This window comes from Parafannyhessea sp. LCP19S3_B1 (genome assembly GCF_052121955.1).
In the GTDB taxonomy this organism is placed as follows: domain Bacteria; phylum Actinomycetota; class Coriobacteriia; order Coriobacteriales; family Atopobiaceae; genus Parafannyhessea.
The window spans coordinates 116,445-134,555 of sequence record NZ_JBQKDH010000003.1; the positions used below are offsets into that span (position 1 = coordinate 116,445).

An 18,111-nucleotide genomic window follows, 5' to 3' on the forward strand; every position below is an offset into this window, starting at 1 on the left:
GGAAGCCGCGGGACGAGGCTGCGGCGGAGGTGTTTCTTGGAGCGAGGCGACGGAGGCACGTGTCTGGGCGAGGGCGAGCGCGCGACGCTTGGCCTGACGGACGAGCAGGTCGCGCAGCGCGTGCGCGCCGGGCAGGTGAACGCGAACGCGGACGTGAAGACGAAGTCCGTGTGGCAGATACTTCGCGAGCACACGTTCACGCTGTTCAACGCCGTGAACGTCGCGATGGCGGCCCTGGTGGTCTCCACGGGCTCCTACAAGAACGTCGCGTTCATGGCCGTGGTCGCGAGCAACCTCGTCATTGGCGTGTTCCAGGAGATCCGCGCGAAGCGCAAGGTGGACCGGCTGTCAATCCTGACCGCGAAGGACGTGTGCGTGCTGCGCGCGGGCGAGAAGCGCCACGTGCCGGTGTCGGCGGTCGTGCGGGACGACGTGGTGATGCTTGCCCACGGCGACCAGGTGCCGGCGGACGGCGTGGTGCTGAGGGGCAGCCCGCGCATGGACGAGAGCCTGCTGACGGGCGAGAGCAACGCCATAGAGAAGTCCGTGGGCGACGAGGTACTCTCGGGATCGTTCGTGGACTCCGGGGCGTTTGCGTACCGCGTAACGCGCGTGGGACGCGACGCGTACGCGGCGAAGCTCAACGCCGAGGCGAAGTACGTGAAGCGGGTGCGCTCCGAGATACTCTCCACGCTGTCCGCGATCATACGGCTTGGCACCATCGCGCTCATACCGCTTGGCGCGGGGCTGTTTGTCCGCATCATCCTCATGGGCCGCTACGGCTACGACGACGCGGTGCTGCAGACCGTCGCGGCCGTGGTGGGCATGATCCCGCAGGGGCTGGTGCTCCTGACGTCGAGCGTGCTTGCCATCGCGACGACGAGGCTCGCGTCGAAGAGCGTGCTGGTGCAGCAGTCGTACTGCGTCGAGACGCTCGCGCGCGTGGACGTGCTGTGCCTGGACAAGACGGGCACCATCACGACGGGCGCCATGGAGGTGGCGGAGGTGCGCGGCGACGCGGCGCAGGCCGCGGTCACGATCGCGGCCGCGAACGAGGCGGACGCGAACGAGACGGCGCGCGCGATCCTGGAGTACGGCAGGGCGCGGGGCGTTGAGGCGCTCGCGGTGACGAGGGCCGTGCCCTTCTCGTCCAGGACGAAGTGCTCCGGCTGCGTCACGGCCGACGGGACGGCGCTGGTGATGGGCGCGGCGCAGTTTGTGATGGGCGCCGCGTTTGGGCAGGTGGAGGACGAGGTGCGCTCGTTTTCGGGCCTCATGCGCGTGCTGGTGGTCGCGCGCGTGGATGGCTTTTCGCGGGACGGCTCCGCGGTGGGGACCCCGCGCGTGCTGGGGTTCTTGGGCATACGCGACCAGATCCGCCCGACGGCCGCCCAGACGATGCGCTACTTTCGCGAACAGGGCGTGGACATCCGCGTCATATCCGGCGACGACCCGCGCACGGCGTCGAGCATCGCGGCGGCCGTGGGGGTGCCGGGGGCCGAGAGGTGCGTGGACGCCTCGACCCTGAAGACGGACGCGGACGTGGCGGACGCCGTGGAGAAGTGCCGCGTGTTCGGCCGCGTCACGCCCCACATGAAGCGGCGCCTGGTGCGCACGCTGCGCGAGGCGGGCCACGTGGTCGCCATGACGGGCGACGGCGTGAACGACGTGCTCGCCCTGAAGGACGCGGACTGCTCAGTCGCCATGGCGTCGGGCTCGGCCGCGGCCAGGAACGTGGCCGAGATCGTGCTTGCGGACAACGACTTCGCGCACCTGCCGGAGGTGGTGGCGGAGGGCCGGCGCTCCATCAACAACCTGCAGCGCTCAGCGTCGCTCTTCCTCATGAAGACCGTGTACTCCGCCGTGCTCGCGCTCGTGTGCATCGTGCTGCCGCCGTACCCGTTCATCCCCGTGCAGATGTCTCTGGTGTCCACGGCGATCATCGGCGCGCCGTCGTTCTTGCTGGCGCTTGAGCCCAACCACGAGCGCGTGCGGGGCAGGTTCCTCACGAACGTGCTCTCGCGCTCGCTGCCGGCGTCCGTCGCGATCATCCTCGCGATAGTCGCCTCCATCGCGGCGTCGAAGCTCATGGGCTGGTCGGACGGCGTCATGTCGACGGTCTGCATGTTCCAGATGTTCGCCGTCGGCATCGCGCTCATCTACAGGATCTCGCGGCCGCTCAACACCATGCGCGTGGGCGTCATCTGCGTGGTGGTTGCCATCGTGGTCGCGGGAACGACGGCGGGGGCCGGGTTCTTCTCGGTCGTTTCGCCTACGTTTAATTCTGCCGTCACGTCCGTCGCGATAGCGGCGGTGGCGATAGTCTTGTTCAACAGGTTGTACGACGAATCCGTTGCGGAGGCCGGCCCCAGGGGCCTCGTCGGGTTCCTCATAAGGAAGTTGGAGGCGCTTGATGACAGTGAGTAAAGAGTTCGAGGCCGCCGTCAGGGCTGCCAGGCACCCCAAGACGCTCGAGGCCGCGGGCACCGGGTATGCGGTGTACGACGTGTCCGGCGTGCCGGGCGCGGACAGGCTGCCCAGGGCGCTCGTGGTGCTGCTCGAGAACTGCGTGCGCCGAGCCGCCACGGACGAGGAGGCCGTCGAGCTCGCGAGCCGCGTGGTCGAGGCCGGCCTTGCCGGCGAGCAGGGCCGCGAGATCCAGTTCATGCCGTCGCGCGTGCTGTTCCAGGACTTCACGGGCGTGCCCGTCTTCGTGGACTTCGCGGCCATGCGCGACGCCATGGTCGAGCGCGGCGGCGACCCGTCCAAGGTGAGCCCGCGCATCCCGTGCACGCTCGTCGTGGACCACTCCGTCATCGCGGACGTGACGGGGACCGAGGACGCCGCCCTCCAGAACCAGCGCAAGGAGGCCCAGCGCAACCGCGAGCGCTTCGCGTTCCTCAAGTGGGCGGCGAACTCCTTCGACAACGTGCGCATCGTGCCGCCCGGGGAGGGCATCTGCCACCAGCTGAACATGGAGCGCTTCAGCCAGGTCGTGGGGACGGACGCGCTCGCCGCGGGCGATGAGCCCGTCGCGTGCTTCGACACGCTCGTGGGCACGGACTCCCACACGACGACGGCGAACGGCCTCGGCGTGCTCGGCTGGGGCGTCGGCGGCATCGAGGCGGAGGCCGCGGCCCTCGGGCAGCCCATCTCGATGCTCGTGCCGCCCGTCGTGTCTCTCAGGCTCACGGGAAGGCTGCGCGACGGCGCAAGCGGCATGGACCTCGCGCTCACCGTGGCGCAGCTCCTGCGCGCGGAGGGCGTCGTCGGCACGCTCGTCGAGGTCACGGGCGACGGCGTCCAGACGCTCACCGCGACGCAGCGCGCGTGCGTCGCGAACATGACGCCGGAGTACGGTGCCACGACGACGCTGTTCCCCGTGGACGAGCGCTCCGTCGAGTACCTGCGCCTCACGGGCAGGAGCGACGCCCAGGTCGAGCTCATCCGCTCCTACCTCGGCATGCAGGGCGTCTTTGGACAGACGCGCGGCCGCACGTACGCGCGCGAGGTCACGCTCGACCTCGCGACCGTCGAGCCCAGCCTCGCCGGCCCGTCGCGCCCGCACGACCGCGTGACGCCCGCCGGCCTGCCAGAGCGCTTCTCTAAGGGGCTCGCGGCGCACGGCGTGAAGGACCCGGCCGCCCGCTTCGACGTGGCGCTGGGCGAGAAGAGCGTGAGCCTGGGCCACGGCGCCATCGCGATCGCGGCCATCACCAGCTGCACCACGGCGACGGACCCCGCGATGATGGTGGGCGCGGGTATCCTGGCGAAGAAGGCCGTCGAGCGCGGCCTTGCGCCGAAGCCCTGGGTCAAGAAGGTGCTGGCGCCGGGCTCGCGCGTGACGTCGCTCATGCTCGAGCGCGCGGGGCTGACGGGCGCCCTCAGGAAGCTTGGCTTCTACACCTGCGGATTCGGCTGCATGAGCTGCATCGGAAACTCGGGCGACATACCGGAGTCGCTAAAGGAGCTCTCTTCGAGCATGGAGCTCACGAGCGTGCTTTCCGGCAACCGCAACTTCGAGGGCCGCATCTCGCCGTACGTGAGCCAGAACTACCTCATGCAGCCGGCGCTCGTCGTGGCGTACTCGCTCGTCGGCACGGTCGACGTCGACCTCGCGCACGAGGCGGTCGGCGTGGGCGCCGACGGAAGCGAGGTCATGCTGAGGGACATCATGCCCACGAACGAGGAGATCGCGGCCGTGCTGGACGAGGTCCTCACCCCGGAGCTCTTCGCGGAGGGCTCGCGCGGGCTGTTCGAGGGCTCGAGCGTGTGGCGCGACATCGACGCGGGCTCGAGCGACACGTTCGACTGGGACGAGGACTCCACCTACGTGCGGAGGGCTCCGTACTTCGACGACGCCGTGCACCGCGACGTCGTGGAGGTGCGCGGGGCGCGGGCGCTCGCCCTTCTCGGCGACTTCGTGACGACGGACCACATATCGCCCGCGGGTGCGATCGCGTCGGACTCGCCGGCTGCCCGCTACCTGCGCGAGCACGGCGTCAGTCCCGAGGACTTCAACACGTACGGCAGCCGTCGCGGCAACCACGAGGTCATGATGCGCGGCACGTTCGCGAACGTGAAGCTCTCGAACGCGCTCGCTGACGGGCGCAAGGGCGGCTGGACCCGCGACTTCGTCGACGGGAAGGTCAAGAGCATCTTCGACGCGTCCGTGGACTACGCGGAGCACAAGATCCCGCTCGTCGTGGTGGCCGGCAAGCTGTACGGCTCGGGCTCGAGCCGCGACTGGGCGGGGAAGGGCCCGGCGCTCCTGGGCGTGCGCGCCGTCATCGCGCAGAGCTTCGAGCGCATCCACCGCTCGAACCTGGTGCAGATGGGCGTGCTTCCCCTGCAGCTCAGGGAGGGCGAGAGTGCGGAGACCCTCGGGCTCGACGGGACGGAGACGTTCGACGTGTCGCCCGTGGACGTGAGCGACGGGCTGCCTGCGGATCGCACGGCGACCGTCACCGCGACGAAGGCGGACGGCACGAAGATTGTGTTCGAGTGCGTCGTGAGGGTGGACACGCCGATGGAGGGGGACTATCTTTCATCGGGCGGCATCCTGCCCTACGTGCTGGACGAGCTCGCGGAGTAGAATCGACCTCGCGGGGGTGCGGGCGTGCCCCCGCGAGGCGCTTGCGCCTTCGATCGATGCGACCTGGAGGTCGGTGTTGTGATTTGCCCTAACTGTGGATCAAACGTGCCAGACGGGCTTTCGAAGTGCCCAGCGTGCCACGCGGACATGGACCGCGTCGTCGTAGAGCGCGACGCGGACGAGACGTGGTGCAAGAGCTGCGGATCCCTCGTCCCGAGGGGGGAGCTCGTGTGCCCGTGCTGCGGCATGCCGGTGGACTCCGGGGACGACCGAGACTTCGCGGAGCAGGCCATCGAGGCCGGAGACGCGACGGGCGACCTGTCGAGCGACAGCGAGCAGACGAACGTGATGCCCAGGATCGAGAGCGCCATACCCTCCGAGGACGACGACACGAGCACGGTCGCGGAGCACGACCGTCTGCCGCGGGCGAAGGTCATGATTATCACGATGGCGACGGCCGTGGCGGCGGTGAGCGGCCTGGTGCTGCTTATCACGCATCCCTGGAACCCCGGGGCGTTCGACGACAGGGCAAAGACGGACGCGAGCACGTCCATGGCGGGCTATCCCGGCGCGATCAAGGAGCTGAAGGGCCAGGACAAGGACCCGAGCCAGAAGTCTGCAAAGAGCGGGGACGACGTCACCTACGAGGCGCTCACGAAGGCGTACAAGAAGCTCAAGACGCTCGAGAGCAAGGTCGACGAGAACGAGGACCTGTTCAACGACGTCGCGTACTCCGGCTCCCAGGAGCAGAGGAACTCCGGCAAGAGCAAGGCCGAGGCGATATCCCTCGAGATAAGCAACCTCATTGGCGACATCAAGGACGTCGACGTCACGTCCGGCACGTACGCGGAGGACGAGAAGAACCTCCTCACGCTCGGCAACTACATGCGAAACAGGATGGACGCCCTGTACGAGGCCTGGAAGCGCTCCGCGATGTCGGACAACCCGCAGACGGACAAGTCGCTCATCGAGGAGCCCCTGAAGGACGGCGGGGCATCGGTCACGGCAAGCTACAAGAAGCTGTTCGAGGACAACTACGACGACTGGAAGCCGACGAAGAAAAGCTCCGAGTGACGCATGCGTTCTGCCGAATATGTGAAACAATATCGCTGCTGCTAGAATTAACAGGATGAATAGGCTCAACACGAGCGAGAGCTCGACCGTTGTTTGAAGGGGGAGACATGGGATTCTTTTCCGAACCCGTCTACACGCCCGAGTACGAGGTGGCTGGCGACGAGGTCGCCGTGTTCGACACGAGCAAGGGAACCATCCGCGTAAGGCTCGATGGAGAGGGCGCCCCCATCCACGTCGCGAACTTCTGCGAGCTTGCGAGCGCAGGCTTCTATGATGGGCTGAAGTTCCACCGCTACGTCCCCGACTTCGTGATCCAGGGCGGCTGCCCGAACACGAGGGACATGACCCCCGAGCAGGTCGCCTCGGGCATGCCCGGGCCGGACGGCATGCCGGGCACGGGCGGTCCCGGCTATCGCATCAAGCACGAGTACGACGTCAACCCCCGCAACAGCCATGTAGACGGCGCCCTTGCGATGGCGCGCTCCCAGAACCCGGACTCCGCCGGCTCCCAGTTCTACTTCTGCCTCGGCGCGCAGCACTTCCTCGACCCGAACTACACGGTGTTCGGAAACACGATCGAGGGGATGGACGTCATCTCGAAGCTGCGTGCGGGGGACCTCATCCGGTCCATCAGGATTGAGCACGCGCAGCGATAGAAGAACAGAAACACTCGACAGAGGATCATCATGAATCAGCAAGCATACGAGGCCGGTAAGAACGCGTACAAGCAGGGCGATCTTGCCACGGCGGTGGCCCAGCTCACCGCGGCGAAGGCACCGGGCGAGGTCTCGGGCGCCATCGACCACCTGCTTGGCAACTGCCTCATGAAGCTCGGTCGCTTCTCGGAGGCGGCGAACTCCTACGCGGACGCGCTCAGGGACGTGAACTACGGACACTCCGGCGCGCTCGCCTGCAACCGCGGCCGCGCGCTCATCGCGGCCGGCAAGCCGCAGGAGGCCATCGCCTCGCTCACCCTCGCCGTGAAGGACGAGGGCTATACGACGCCGTACAAGGCGTACACCGCGCTTGGCAACGCATACATGCGCGTCGGGAACGTGCGCGACGCCGGCGTCGCGTACCGCAACGCCGCAATCGACGAGAAGAACCCCGACCCCAGCTCCGCGCTTCGCAGCCTGGGCGGCTGCTTCATGCAGATGGGGCGCGCGGTCGACGCCGTGGAGGCGTACCGCACGGCGCTGGACTTCTCGTCCCCGCAGAGCAGCCAGAACGCCATCTATGGCGACCTCGGACTCGCGTACGTCGCGGCGAACCGCATGGCCGAGGCCGTCGACGCGTTCAACCGCGCGACGGCTGACGGGTCCTACACGCTGCGACCGGAGGCGCAGGCCGCCTACGACGCCGCGAAGAAGGCCGTCTCCGCGATCACCGATGGCGGTCCGTCCGAGACCGACGCGTTTCTCGCCGCGGCGGGATACGGAACCGGAGCCGCGATCGACCCGCTCGACCCCACGGGCCAGACGGGCGAGTTCATGCCGTCTCCCGAGGACACGGGATTCTTCTCCGTCAAGGAGGAGGACCTCGTCGCGCAGGACAAGAAGGCTCGCAAGGAGCGCAAGGTCCGTCGCAAGAAGAGCCACCGCGGGCTGAAGGTGTTCCTGACCATCCTCATCATCCTGTTGATCGCGGCCGGCGCCGCGGGATTCGCGTACTACAAGGGCTACGGCTTCCCGACGCAGCAGTCTGTCGTCGAGGACCTGTTCGAGGCCGGGGCCTCCGGCAAGGACATCTCGCCCTACCTCGAGTCCGGCCTCTCCAGCGACGAGAGGGCGCAGATCAAGAGCCTGCTTCCGACCGGTTCCTCCAGCGTCTCGATCGACGGGCTGGACAAGTCGATGAGCAAGTCGACCGTCATGGCGACGGCGACGCTCTCCGCCGGCGGCGAGCAGAGCTACAAGATCTCGCTCGTGAGGGACGGCGTCACCTGGAAGGTGAAGTCCATCGCCCCGGTGTACGCATCCGGTGACGGAAAGGACGCCTCCGTCAGCGACACGAGCGCCTCTGCAGCTGGCACGACCGCTCAGAATAGTGGAACTGACGTGTCCACGAGCGATGCGAGCGCTTCCGAGGGCGCCTCTACGGGTACCATTTCCACGGGCGAATAGAGCAAGCCCCACAAAGTGAATGAGCGTCGGGCGAGACGGCCCGCATTGGATAGGATTGGGAGCAATGTCGATCATCGACTCACTCTTCGGCGAATATGACGGGGACCTGGCCATCGACCTCGGAACCGCGAACACCCTTGTCGCGGTTCGCGGCCGTGGCATCGTTCTGAACGAGCCCTCCGTCGTGGCCATCGACAAAAGCGAGGATCGAGTGCTCGCCGTCGGCGCCGACGCAAAGCGCATGATAGGCAGGACCCCTGGCTCGATCATCGCGGAGCGCCCCCTGAAGGACGGCGTCATCGCGGACTTCGACGTCACGGAGGTCATGCTCCGCTACTTCATAGAGAAGGCGCGCGGGAGCCACAGATATCCCTGGTCGCCGAGGCCGAGGGTCGTCATCTGCGTCCCCTCCGGCGTCACGTCCGTGGAGAAGCGCGCGGTCTTCGAGGCGACGATCTCCGCCGGCGCGCGGCAGGCGTACCTCATCGAGGAGCCGATGGCCGCCGCCATCGGCGCGGACCTGCCCATAGAGGACCCCACGGGCTCCATGGTCGTGGACATCGGTGGCGGCACGACCGAGGTCGCAGTCATCGCAATGGGTGGCATCGTCGTGTCGCAGTCCATCAGGATCGCAGGCGACGAGTTCGACCAGACGATCCTCGAGCACGTGCGCGACGCGTACAACCTCTCCATCGGCGAGCGTACCGCCGAGGACATCAAGATCAAGGTCGGCTCCGCGGCTCCGCTCGCGGAGGAGCTCGACGTCGAGGTGAACGGCCGCGACGTGATGAGCGGGCTCCCGAAGAGCGTCAGAATCGAGTCCGAGGAGATAAGGCGCGCCCTCGACAAGCCTCTCGACGAGGTCACGAAGGCCGTCAAGGACGCGCTCGACGTCACGCCGCCCGACCTGGCATCGGACCTCATGTACTACGGCGTTCTGCTTACCGGTGGCGGTGGCATGCTCCGTGGCCTCGACCAGCGCCTTCGCGAGGAGACGGGCGTGCCCGTGAACGTGAGCCCGACGGCGCTCGAGAACGTCGTTAACGGTTGCGCAAAGGTCCTCGAGGCAAACGCCCTCTCCGGCGGCTTCGTCCAGAGCGCCAGCTAGCGGGTGAGCCAGGTGCCGACTCTAAACGGCGGGGGCCTCTCTTCCTCGGGACTGCACAAGGACAACTCGGGAAGCGGCGGTCGTCTCGCCGTCGTGTTCGTCGTACTCTCGCTCGTGATGTTCACCATGAGCGCACGCGAGACGAACGGCGGGTTCTTCACGACGGTCAGGGCCGTGTATTCCACGGTCACGACGCCCGTGCGCTACGTGGGCGTCGTGGTGACCGCGCCGTTCCAGGGACTGGGAAACGTCTTCGCGAACCTCACCGCGAGCCAGAAGTCCCTCTCGGAGCTCAAGGAGGAGAACGAGAAGCTGAAGGCGCGCAACGCCGAGCTCGAGGAGGCGGAGAAGACCTCCGAGCGGCTCGAGGACCTGCTGAGCCTGCAGAGTACGTACAAGCTGAAGTCGAAGGCCGCGAGGATCATATCCGGGTCGACGGACTCCTGGAGCGACACCGTGACCATCGACAAGGGCTCCTCCTCGGGGCTCGCCGTCGGCATGCCGGTCACGGACTCGCGCGGCGCGATCGGGCAGATCGTGAGCTGCGGGGCGACGTCCTCGACGGTACGTCTCGTCACGGACGAGAACTCGAGCGTATCGGCGATGATCCAGTCGAGCAGGGCCCAGGGCATACTCGCCGGCAGCGCCGACGGGACGCTGCACCTGAATCTCATAAGCACCGACTCCACGGTGAAGGTGGGTGACACGGTCGTGACGAGCGGTCTTGGCGGAGTGTTCCCGAAGGGGCTGCCGCTTGGGACCGTCATGAGCGTGAACAAGTCGGCGGGCGCCCTGTACTACGAGATCGCGGTCAAGCCGTTCTCTACGACGGAGAACTTCGAGGAGGTGCTGGTCATCACGTCGCTGACGGAGGACCAGCGGGCGACGTCCGACGACATCGCCGCCGCGGACGCGCAGGAGTCGGAGGCCGTCAAGGGCGGAAGAGACTCCTCGACCTCGGACTCCTCGAGCTCCGACTCCTCGAAATCCGACTCGTCGGGCACGGACTCCTCCTCTACGAAGAGCGACTCGGGCGAGAAGAGCAGTGACGACTAGGCGGACGGGGGTGACGTTGGGTGCAGGTCAAGGACTCTAACAGGAACAAGAGGAGCATCGGCTGGCTCGCGCTTGCGTGCCTCGTGCTGCAGCTCGCCGTTGCCCCGAACTTCGGCATCGGCAACGGGCGCATCAACTTCGCCCTGATATTCAGCGCCGTCGTCGCCCTTACCATAGGTGGGCGAACGGGCGTGTTGTGCGGGTTTCTCGCCGGATTCGTGTTCGACCTCTCGACCACGGGACCCGTCGGCCTCATGGCGCTCCTGCTGACCGTCTCGTCCTTCCAGATGGGCATGGAGTGCAGGAACCGCCTCTCGGAGGACCTGGGACCGTCCGTCATCCTCTTCGCAATACACGCCCTTGTCGTGAGCCTTGTGTATCACCTGGCGATGCTCATGGTGGGGCAGGCGAGCTCCGCGTTCGACGTGATCGTGCTGAGGATGCTGCCGACGTTCTTCCTGACCGTGCTCGCGTTCGCTCCTTTTGCGTACATCTACTCGCGTGGGGGTGGAAACGGTCTCGACCTGGGTAGGAAGAGTGCGCGTGGGGGACATGCGAAGCACGGGTCAAAGTACAGCCTCGGCAAGCTATAGGGTCGCGATTTGAGTCCTATCGTCATCATAATCATCGTTCTCGCGCTGGTGCTGATAGCGCTTCTCGTCGCGTTCTTCCTGTTTGGGAGGGGCGAGACGCGCTTCAAGTTCGACATCGGCGGCGGTGCGCCCAGGGCGTCCGGCGGGTCTGACATGTCCACGGAGGGCGGCTTCAAGTCGAGGCTCTTCGGCCTTGGCGTATTCTCCGGCTCGATCATCGCGGTGCTCCTGGCGAAGCTCTGGACGATGCAGCTGGTGTCCTCGAGCGAGTACAGCGAGCAGGCGGAGTCGAACAGGTCGAGGACCATATCGACGTCCGCCGCGCGCGGCCGCATCCTGGACAGGAACGGCGTCGAGCTCGTGAACAACAGGGCGAGCCTAACCGTCGTCGCGAAGAGCGACGTGGTGGACGACCCGATAGAGATGAAGCTCGTGGGCAACCTCATCGGCATGCCCGAGATGGCCGTCAAGCGCAAGATCGAGGACGCGACGGGAGGGGCCCAGAGCCTCAGGCCGATTGCCGTGGACGTGTCGCGACGCGTCGTCGCGTTCATCGACGAGCACCAGTACGTGTTCAAGGGCATCAGCGTGGAGGAGAGGACCCAGCGCCACTACCCGCAGGGGAGCCTCGCGGCGCACGTGCTGGGCTACACGGGCACCGTGAGCTCCGAGCAGCTCAAGAAGTCCGGCACGCAGGACGACGACGCCAAGATCTCTTACGCGTCCGGCGACGTCGTGGGCCAGGCGGGCGTGGAGTACGAGTACGAGAACGTACTCCAGGGCGTGAAGGGCGAGCAGAAGGTGTACGTGGACGCCTCCGGCAACGTCCTGAGCTACTCGAGCTCCGTGCAGCCGAGGAGCGGCTCGGACATAGTGCTGACGCTCGACGCTAACATCCAGCGCGCGGCGGAGGAGTCGCTTGCGAAGCGCATCCAGAAGCTGCGCGAGATGGGCAGGACGGACTGCCACGCCGGCTGCGCCATCGCGATGGACGTGACGAACGGCGAGATCCTCGCCATGGCGTCCGCGCCCACGTACTCGCCGAACGTGTTCGTCGGCGGCATCTCGAGCGAGGACTGGAAGAGCCTCTCGTCCGACGAGAGCCACTACCCGCTCATGAACCGCGCCATCGCGGGCCAGTACCCCTCCGCGTCCACCATCAAGCCGCTCTCCGCGTTCGCGGCGCTGAACTACGGCATCGCGACGACGAGCTCGGAGTACTACTGCTCAGGCTACTGGACGGGCTTCGGAAAGGGCTTCGGGCAGTACTGCTGGAAGCACAGCGGCCACGGCACGGTGAACATCCAGAGCGGCATCACGTACTCGTGCGACGTCGTGTTCTACGAGATAGGCAAGGGGTTCTTCTACTCTAAGGAGCCCGAGGGGCTGCAGAAGACGTACAAGCGCTGGGGACTTGGCAAGAAGACGGGCATCGACCTGCCGAGCGAGTCCGCGGGCCGCGTGCCGACCCCCGAGTGGAAGTGGAAGTACTTCTCGTCCTCGTCCGAGGACGCGCGCACGTGGCAGGGCGGCGACACGACGAACCTCGTCATCGGCCAGGGCGACCTTCTGGTGACGCCGCTGCAGATGCTGTGCGCGTACGCCGGCATCGCGCTGGACGGCACGATATACCGCCCGCACGTGCTGAGGTACGTGAAGAGCCCCATCGGCGACGGGTCCGTGGTGAAGTACAAGCCCGAGGTCGAGCGCAAGGTGACCGAGAAGCAGGCGTACATGGACGACATCCACCGCGGCCTGAAGGGCGTGATCTACGAGGAGTCCGAGGCGCAGACGGAGCATTTCACGAACCTCTCCGTCACCGTCGCCGGCAAGACGGGATCTGCCCAGACCTCGAAGTCGCAGCCGACGGGCTGGTTCATAGCGTACGCGCCGTACGAGGACCCGAAGTACGTCGTGGCGTCCGTCATCGAGTACGGCGGCTACGGCTCCGAGGGCGCCATGTACGTGGTGAGGGACATACTAGGACAGATCTACAACCAGCCGGACACCGCGACGTCGGTGGACAGCTCCGGCGTGCAGTAGGGAGGGGGCGACATGGCCCAGAAGAACTCCGCCGAGGGGGCGAAGGTGAACGAGAAGGGCCTCGGCTCCTTCTCGGCGTTCTACTCTCACATCATGAACCGCCGCGGGATCGCGCCACGGCCGTCCGCCGGGCGAACCATCGCCCGCGGCTCCGTCTACGTTCCGCAGCTCATTCCCGCGATCCTTCTGGTGGTGTACGGCGCCGTCGTCATCTGGTCCGCGTCGCTCTCCATCGCGGACGCGAGGTTCTCAAGGCACCTCATGGGCATTGCGATTGGCTTGGTCATGGCGGTGCTCATCTGGCGCTACGACTACCGCGCGCTCGCGAACATGACGACGGCGATGCTCGTGACGATCGTGATCCTCATGTTCCTGCCGAAGGTGCCGGGACTCAGCTACACGGCGCTCGGCATGACGGGCTGGATCAGGATCCCGATCATCGGCATGACGTACCAGCCGTCGGAGCTCGCGAAGCTCGTGACCATCTACCTCATGGCCGCGCTGGGCGCCCAGTACAACGGCAAGGTCGACACCCTGAGGGACTACCTCAAGCTCTGCGGCATCCTGTGCGTGCCGTTCCTGCTCATCCTGACGCAGCCCGACCTGGGCACGGGCCTCATCATCCTTGTGACCGGCGCCGCCATCATCATCTGCGCCGGCGCCAAGCGGTCGTGGGTCATCGTGACCATCGCCGGCATCGTGGCGCTCGCGACCCTCGTCGTCGTGATGTCGATGACCCCCGGCGTGCCCCACCCGCTGAAGCAGTACCAGCTCAACCGACTCATCGTGTTCGCGGACCCCTCCGTGGACCCCTCGGGCAACGGCTACAACCTCCAGCAGGCGAAGATCGCAGTCGGCTCCGGCGGCATGTTCGGCAAGGGCATCGGCAAGGCGACGCAGGCCGGCGGCGGCTTCCTTCCCGAGGCGCACACGGACTTCGTCTTCGCGCTTCTCGCCGAGGAGTTTGGCTTCGTGGGCTCCGTGGTGCTGCTGATGCTGTTCGCGGCGCTCATATTCTCGACCATCCTCCTCGCGATGAGGATAGAGTCCCCGTTTGGGAAGCTCGTGCTCGTGGGGTGCGCTACGATGTGGTCGTTCCAGCTTCTGCAGAACGTGGGCATGTGCATAGGCATCATGCCCATCACCGGCATCCCGCTGCCGTTCGTGAGCTACGGCTCGTCCTCGATGTCCGTGCAGATAGCGGCGGTGGGAATGGTGCAGTCCGTCTGGCACCACAAGCCGAAGGCGGCGTAGCGCCGCGTTCGTAAACGACGCCCGCGAGGTGAGGTTATGCCCAAGAAGAGCAAGGTTTCGCTTGGCGACATCGCAGACATCCTGCGTGCCGGCCAGAGGAGCGAGAAGGACAGGTCGACGCCGCTCGGCGTCCTTGTGGTGGTGGACACGAGCGCCGCGAGGGACGTGGTGCTTGCGGTGAAGGACGCGTTCATGCCGCGGCAGGCCACGGCGACGGTGCGCGTGGAATCGCTCGCGGCGTCAGAGCCGCCGGCGCCGGGCTGGGACGCGGCCGTGGTGGTGGCGGGCGCGCACGTCGCGGCCGCGGAGCGCATGGCGGAGGGCCTCGCCCGCTGCGGCGTGCCCGTGGGCCTGGTGGTGGACTCCGTGCTGGATCTGGGCGCGAACGACCTTCCGGAGGAGGTCGCGGCCCTGGTGAGCGCCGTGCCCGCGTCGGGTGCGGACGCCGTGCGCGCCAACCTCGCCGACTGGCTGGTTGACGCCGCGGGCGAGAAGGGCATCGCCTTCGCCGCGAGCTTCCCGTTCTGCCGCGACCAGAAGGTGCGCGAGCTCGTGAGGACGAGCGCGCTTCAGAACGCGGCGGTTGGCGCCGTGCAGGTGCTGCCGAGCGCCGACCTTCCCATAATGACGGTGCGCCAGGCGAAGCTGGCGCTGGACGTGGCGGCCGCGTGCGGGCACCCCGTGTCCGTTGCGAGCTCGGCGGACGTCGCGGCCGTCATAGCGGCGGGGCTCGCGTGGCGCGAGGTGGCGCGCCGCGCGACGCAGGTTCTGCCCGTGCCGCAGTGGGCCGTAAAGGCTGCCGTGGGCTTTGCCGGAACCGTGGCGACGGGCGCGGCCGCGCGCCTGCGCAACGACCCGCCTGCGCTGCCGGACGTGGGAGACCTTGTGGCGGGATCGGCCGTGGGGCCGATCGTGGAGGCGGCGGCGCGGGTGGCGAGCCGCGCCGCGAAGGCCGTGGGCGAGCGCCCTGGCGCGGCCAGTGGGCAGCGACAGGAAGAGGCCCCCGCACGCGGGGAAGGCGCGCGCCGCACGCTGCCGGCGCCGCGCGAGGCGACGGGCCGCGAGCGCGGCCGCGACGACGGCTACGTGGTGATATCTGGGGGATGCGATGAGGCTTAGGCGAGAAGACCTGTACCCGCGGCTGGAGCCGCTGCTTGGGCAGGTGGCAAAGCCCTCCCGCTACCTCGACCACGAGTGGGGCGCCATCGAGGAGCAGGACGGCCCGTTCCACGTGGTGCTCATGTACCCGGACGTGTACGAGGTCGGCCTTCCCAACATGGGCCTCTCCATCCTGTACACGGCGATCAACCGCGTGGAGGGCATGTCGTGCGAGCGCGGATACCTGCCGTGGGTGGACATGGCCGACCTCATGCGCGCAAAGGACGTGCCGCTGCTTGCGCTGGAGAGCTCTTCTCCCATAGCGTCGTTCGACGTCGTGGGCTTCACGCTCGCGCACGAGATGGCGTGCACGAACATCGTGGAGGCGCTCGACCTCTCGCGCATCCCCATCCGCGCGGAAGAGCGCGCGCAGGACGACCCCATCGTCGTGGCGGGCGGGCCGTCCGTGTGGAACTGCGAGCCGGTCTCGCCCATGTTCGACGCGGTGCTGCTGGGCGACGGCGAGGAGGCCATGGTAGAGATCTGCTCGTGCGTGCGCGACGCGCGCGCGAGGGGCCTTTCCAGGCGCGACATCCTGCTCGCGCTCTCGCGCGTCCAGGGCGTGTACGTGCCGAGCCTGTACGACGTGGTCGTGGACGAGACGTCTACGCAGTGGGGCTACGCCGTCCCGAAGCCCAAGACGGGTGCGCCCGCGGTGGTGTACAAGCGAAGCCTGCAGGGCTTCTCGTCCACGGAGCCCGTGCCGCAGAGGATCGTGCCGTACATGGACGTGGTGCAGGACCGCCTTGCCGTCGAGGTGCTGCGCGGCTGCGCGCGCGGCTGCCGGTTCTGCCAGGCGGGCATGACGTACCGCCCGGTGCGCGAGCGCCCGGCGGAGCAGGTGGTGGCCGCGGCGCGCGAGGGCCTTGCGCTCACCGGGCACGACGAGGTGTCGCTCACGTCGCTCTCCACGACGGACCACTCGCAGTGCGCGCAGATCCTGCACGCCCTGAACGAGGACGTCCGCGGCACGGGCGTGCGCGTGTCCATCCCGTCGCAGCGCCTGGACTCGTTTGGCGTCGAGATGGCGGCGGAGGTGGGCGGCTCCAAGCGCGGCGGGCTCACGTTCGCGCCCGAGGCCGGCAGCCAGCGCCTGCGCGACGTCATCAACAAGAACGTGACCGAGAAGGACATAGACACCGCGGCCGAGAACGCGTTCCGCAACGGATGGCGCCGCATGAAGCTGTACTTCATGATGGGCCTGCCGACCGAGACGGACGACGACATCGTGGCGATCAACCAGACCGCCGACCGCGTGCTCGAGATCGGCCGCAGCGTCGTCGGCAGGGGTCCGAAGAGCGGCGTGAGCGTGTCCATCTCCGTCGCGGTGTTCGTGCCGAAGGCGTACACGCCGTTCCAGTGGTGCGGGCAACTGGACCTCGAGGAGGTGCGCCGCCGGCAGCAGCTGCTGCTGGGCACCTGCCCGGACCACGCCATCAAGATCTCGTACCACGACGCGGAGGTGTCGCTGATCGAGGCCGTGCTCTCGAAGGTGGGGCGCCGCGGCTTCGACCTCATCCTCGCGGCGTGGCGGCACGGCTGCCGCTTCGACGCGTGGACGGACCAGTTCTCGTTCGAGCGCTGGACGGACGCGGCCGCAGAGGTGGGCATGGACCTGGAGGCGATCGCCGCCGCGGACACGCCGCTCGACGCGCGCCTGCCGTGGGAGCACACGTCGCCGGCCGTGTCGCAGGGGTTCCTGAGGCGCGAGTACCGTCGGGCGGCGCAGGGCGTGACGACGCCGGACTGCACGAGGGAGAGCTGCGTGGGCTGCGGCGTGTGCCCGAAGCTCGGTGTAGAGAACGCGATCGTGGGGGACAGGCATGGCAGACACTAGCAACCAGTCGCGGCTGCGCGTGAGGTATCGCAAGGACGGGCGCCTGGCCTACCTGGGCCACCTCGAGGTGCTTGGCACCATCAACCGCTCCATCAGGCGATCCGGCGTGCCGTTTGCCGTGGGCAACGGCTTCGCGCGGCGCATCAGGCTCCAGTTCTCGCAGGCGCTGCCCGTGGGCGCGTCGTCTTTGGGGGAGTACTACGACCTCATGGTGACGGAGCGCCTCGAGCCCGCCCGCGCGCTCAGGATGCTGCGGGACGCGACGCCGCGCGGGCTCGCACCGGACGCTGCGGCGTACGTGTCGCGCCGGCTCCCCGCGCTCGAGGCGTGGGTGAACCGCGCGGACTGGGACGTGATGGTGCGCGGCCTGCGCTCGGCGGACGCGCTCGCAGCGGCGCTCGCGGACCTGAGGGAGATAGGCGAGCTCCACTACATGAGGGGCGAGAAGCCCAAGTCCATCGACCTCGGTCGCGCGCTGGTGTCGTGGGACGTGGCGCCGTGCGAGGAGGGGCTCCGCGTCCTTCTCGCTACGCGCTCCTCGAACGACGGGGCGCTGCGACCGCAGGTGCTGCTGGACGCGGCGTTCGCGACTGAGCGCCTTGCGGCGGACGTCGCGGAGGCGGGGCGCCCGACGCTTTCCGTGTGCCGCGTGGGGCAGTGGCACGAGGGCGAAGATGGCAATCTCGTGGAGCCGCTCCCAACCGACGGCGAGGGCGCCTGAACGCAGGTATTCTGTGCTAGGCGTGTTCTGCGTGTGAACGACGTTTCCC

The 18,111-nt window shown here is 67.7% G+C and carries 13 protein-coding genes; all 13 read left to right on the forward strand.

The window, feature by feature from the left end; genetic code table 11:
* The first annotated feature begins 36 nt into the window (after positions 1-36).
* Positions 37-2,427, forward strand: coding sequence for an HAD-IC family P-type ATPase (locus tag ACTQWE_RS02225; protein WP_441855421.1), 2,391 nt, complete (start codon positions 37-39; stop codon positions 2,425-2,427).
* Positions 2,414-5,095: an aconitate hydratase AcnA gene (gene acnA / locus ACTQWE_RS02230; RefSeq protein ID WP_441855420.1), complete on the forward strand. Its 2,682-nt coding sequence runs from the start codon at positions 2,414-2,416 to the stop codon at positions 5,093-5,095. The genes ACTQWE_RS02225 and acnA overlap by 14 nt, the downstream gene beginning before the upstream one ends.
* 78 nt (positions 5,096-5,173) lie before the next feature.
* Positions 5,174-6,169 (forward strand): zinc ribbon domain-containing protein, encoded by a 996-nt coding sequence (locus tag ACTQWE_RS02235; RefSeq protein ID WP_441921224.1) that lies wholly within the window; start codon positions 5,174-5,176, stop codon positions 6,167-6,169.
* 107 nt (positions 6,170-6,276) lie between these two features.
* A complete protein-coding gene (locus tag ACTQWE_RS02240) occupies positions 6,277-6,825 on the forward strand; it encodes a peptidylprolyl isomerase (RefSeq protein WP_441855416.1) in 549 nt (182 codons plus the stop codon).
* Between the two features lie 30 nt (positions 6,826-6,855).
* A complete protein-coding gene (locus tag ACTQWE_RS02245) occupies positions 6,856-8,292 on the forward strand; it encodes a tetratricopeptide repeat protein (RefSeq protein WP_441855414.1) in 1,437 nt (478 codons plus the stop codon).
* Between the two features lie 64 nt (positions 8,293-8,356).
* Positions 8,357-9,400 carry a rod shape-determining protein gene (locus ACTQWE_RS02250; protein ID WP_090846537.1) on the forward strand — a complete coding sequence of 348 codons (1,044 nt, stop codon included), beginning with the start codon at positions 8,357-8,359 and terminating at the stop codon, positions 9,398-9,400.
* Positions 9,401-9,412: 12 nt separating this feature from the next.
* Positions 9,413-10,456 carry a rod shape-determining protein MreC gene (mreC, locus tag ACTQWE_RS02255; protein ID WP_441855412.1) on the forward strand — a complete coding sequence of 348 codons (1,044 nt, stop codon included), beginning with the start codon at positions 9,413-9,415 and terminating at the stop codon, positions 10,454-10,456.
* Positions 10,457-10,476: 20 nt separating this feature from the next.
* On the forward strand, positions 10,477-11,049 hold the full coding sequence (gene mreD, locus ACTQWE_RS02260) for a rod shape-determining protein MreD (protein WP_441855410.1): 573 nt from the start codon (positions 10,477-10,479) through the stop codon (positions 11,047-11,049).
* A 9-nt stretch (positions 11,050-11,058) separates the two neighbouring features.
* Positions 11,059-13,092: a penicillin-binding protein 2 gene (gene mrdA / locus ACTQWE_RS02265; protein WP_441855408.1), complete on the forward strand. Its 2,034-nt coding sequence runs from the start codon at positions 11,059-11,061 to the stop codon at positions 13,090-13,092.
* Positions 13,093-13,185: 93 nt separating this feature from the next.
* Entirely contained in the window at positions 13,186-14,346 is a 1,161-nt protein-coding gene (locus ACTQWE_RS02270) for an FtsW/RodA/SpoVE family cell cycle protein (protein ID WP_373576846.1), read from the forward strand.
* 36 nt (positions 14,347-14,382) lie between these two features.
* Positions 14,383-15,465, forward strand: coding sequence for a hypothetical protein (locus tag ACTQWE_RS02275; RefSeq protein WP_441921226.1), 1,083 nt, complete (start codon positions 14,383-14,385; stop codon positions 15,463-15,465).
* The gene (locus tag ACTQWE_RS02280; protein WP_441855404.1) at positions 15,455-17,341 is read left to right on the forward strand and encodes a TIGR03960 family B12-binding radical SAM protein; all 1,887 of its coding nucleotides are present in this window, start codon (positions 15,455-15,457) and stop codon (positions 17,339-17,341) included. Before ACTQWE_RS02275 ends, ACTQWE_RS02280 begins: the two co-directional genes overlap by 11 nt.
* The gene (locus ACTQWE_RS02285; protein WP_441855402.1) at positions 17,328-18,062 is read left to right on the forward strand and encodes a TIGR03936 family radical SAM-associated protein; all 735 of its coding nucleotides are present in this window, start codon (positions 17,328-17,330) and stop codon (positions 18,060-18,062) included. The genes ACTQWE_RS02280 and ACTQWE_RS02285 overlap by 14 nt, the downstream gene beginning before the upstream one ends.
* Positions 18,063-18,111 lie beyond the last annotated feature (49 nt).

Bases quoted from the DNA above. Each gene is read 5' to 3' on its own strand.
- acnA (WP_441855420.1), top strand. From the start codon at position 2,414: ATGACAGTGAGTAAAGAGTTCGAGGCCGCCGTCAGGGCTGCCAGGCAC.
- ACTQWE_RS02240 (WP_441855416.1), top strand. From the start codon at position 6,277: ATGGGATTCTTTTCCGAACCCGTCTACACGCCCGAGTACGAGGTGGCT.
- ACTQWE_RS02245 (WP_441855414.1), top strand. From the start codon at position 6,856: ATGAATCAGCAAGCATACGAGGCCGGTAAGAACGCGTACAAGCAGGGC.
- ACTQWE_RS02250 (WP_090846537.1), top strand. From the start codon at position 8,357: ATGTCGATCATCGACTCACTCTTCGGCGAATATGACGGGGACCTGGCC.
- ACTQWE_RS02270 (WP_373576846.1), top strand. From the start codon at position 13,186: ATGAACCGCCGCGGGATCGCGCCACGGCCGTCCGCCGGGCGAACCATC.
- ACTQWE_RS02275 (WP_441921226.1), top strand. From the start codon at position 14,383: ATGCCCAAGAAGAGCAAGGTTTCGCTTGGCGACATCGCAGACATCCTG.
- ACTQWE_RS02280 (WP_441855404.1), top strand. From the start codon at position 15,455: ATGAGGCTTAGGCGAGAAGACCTGTACCCGCGGCTGGAGCCGCTGCTT.
- ACTQWE_RS02285 (WP_441855402.1), top strand. From the start codon at position 17,328: ATGGCAGACACTAGCAACCAGTCGCGGCTGCGCGTGAGGTATCGCAAG.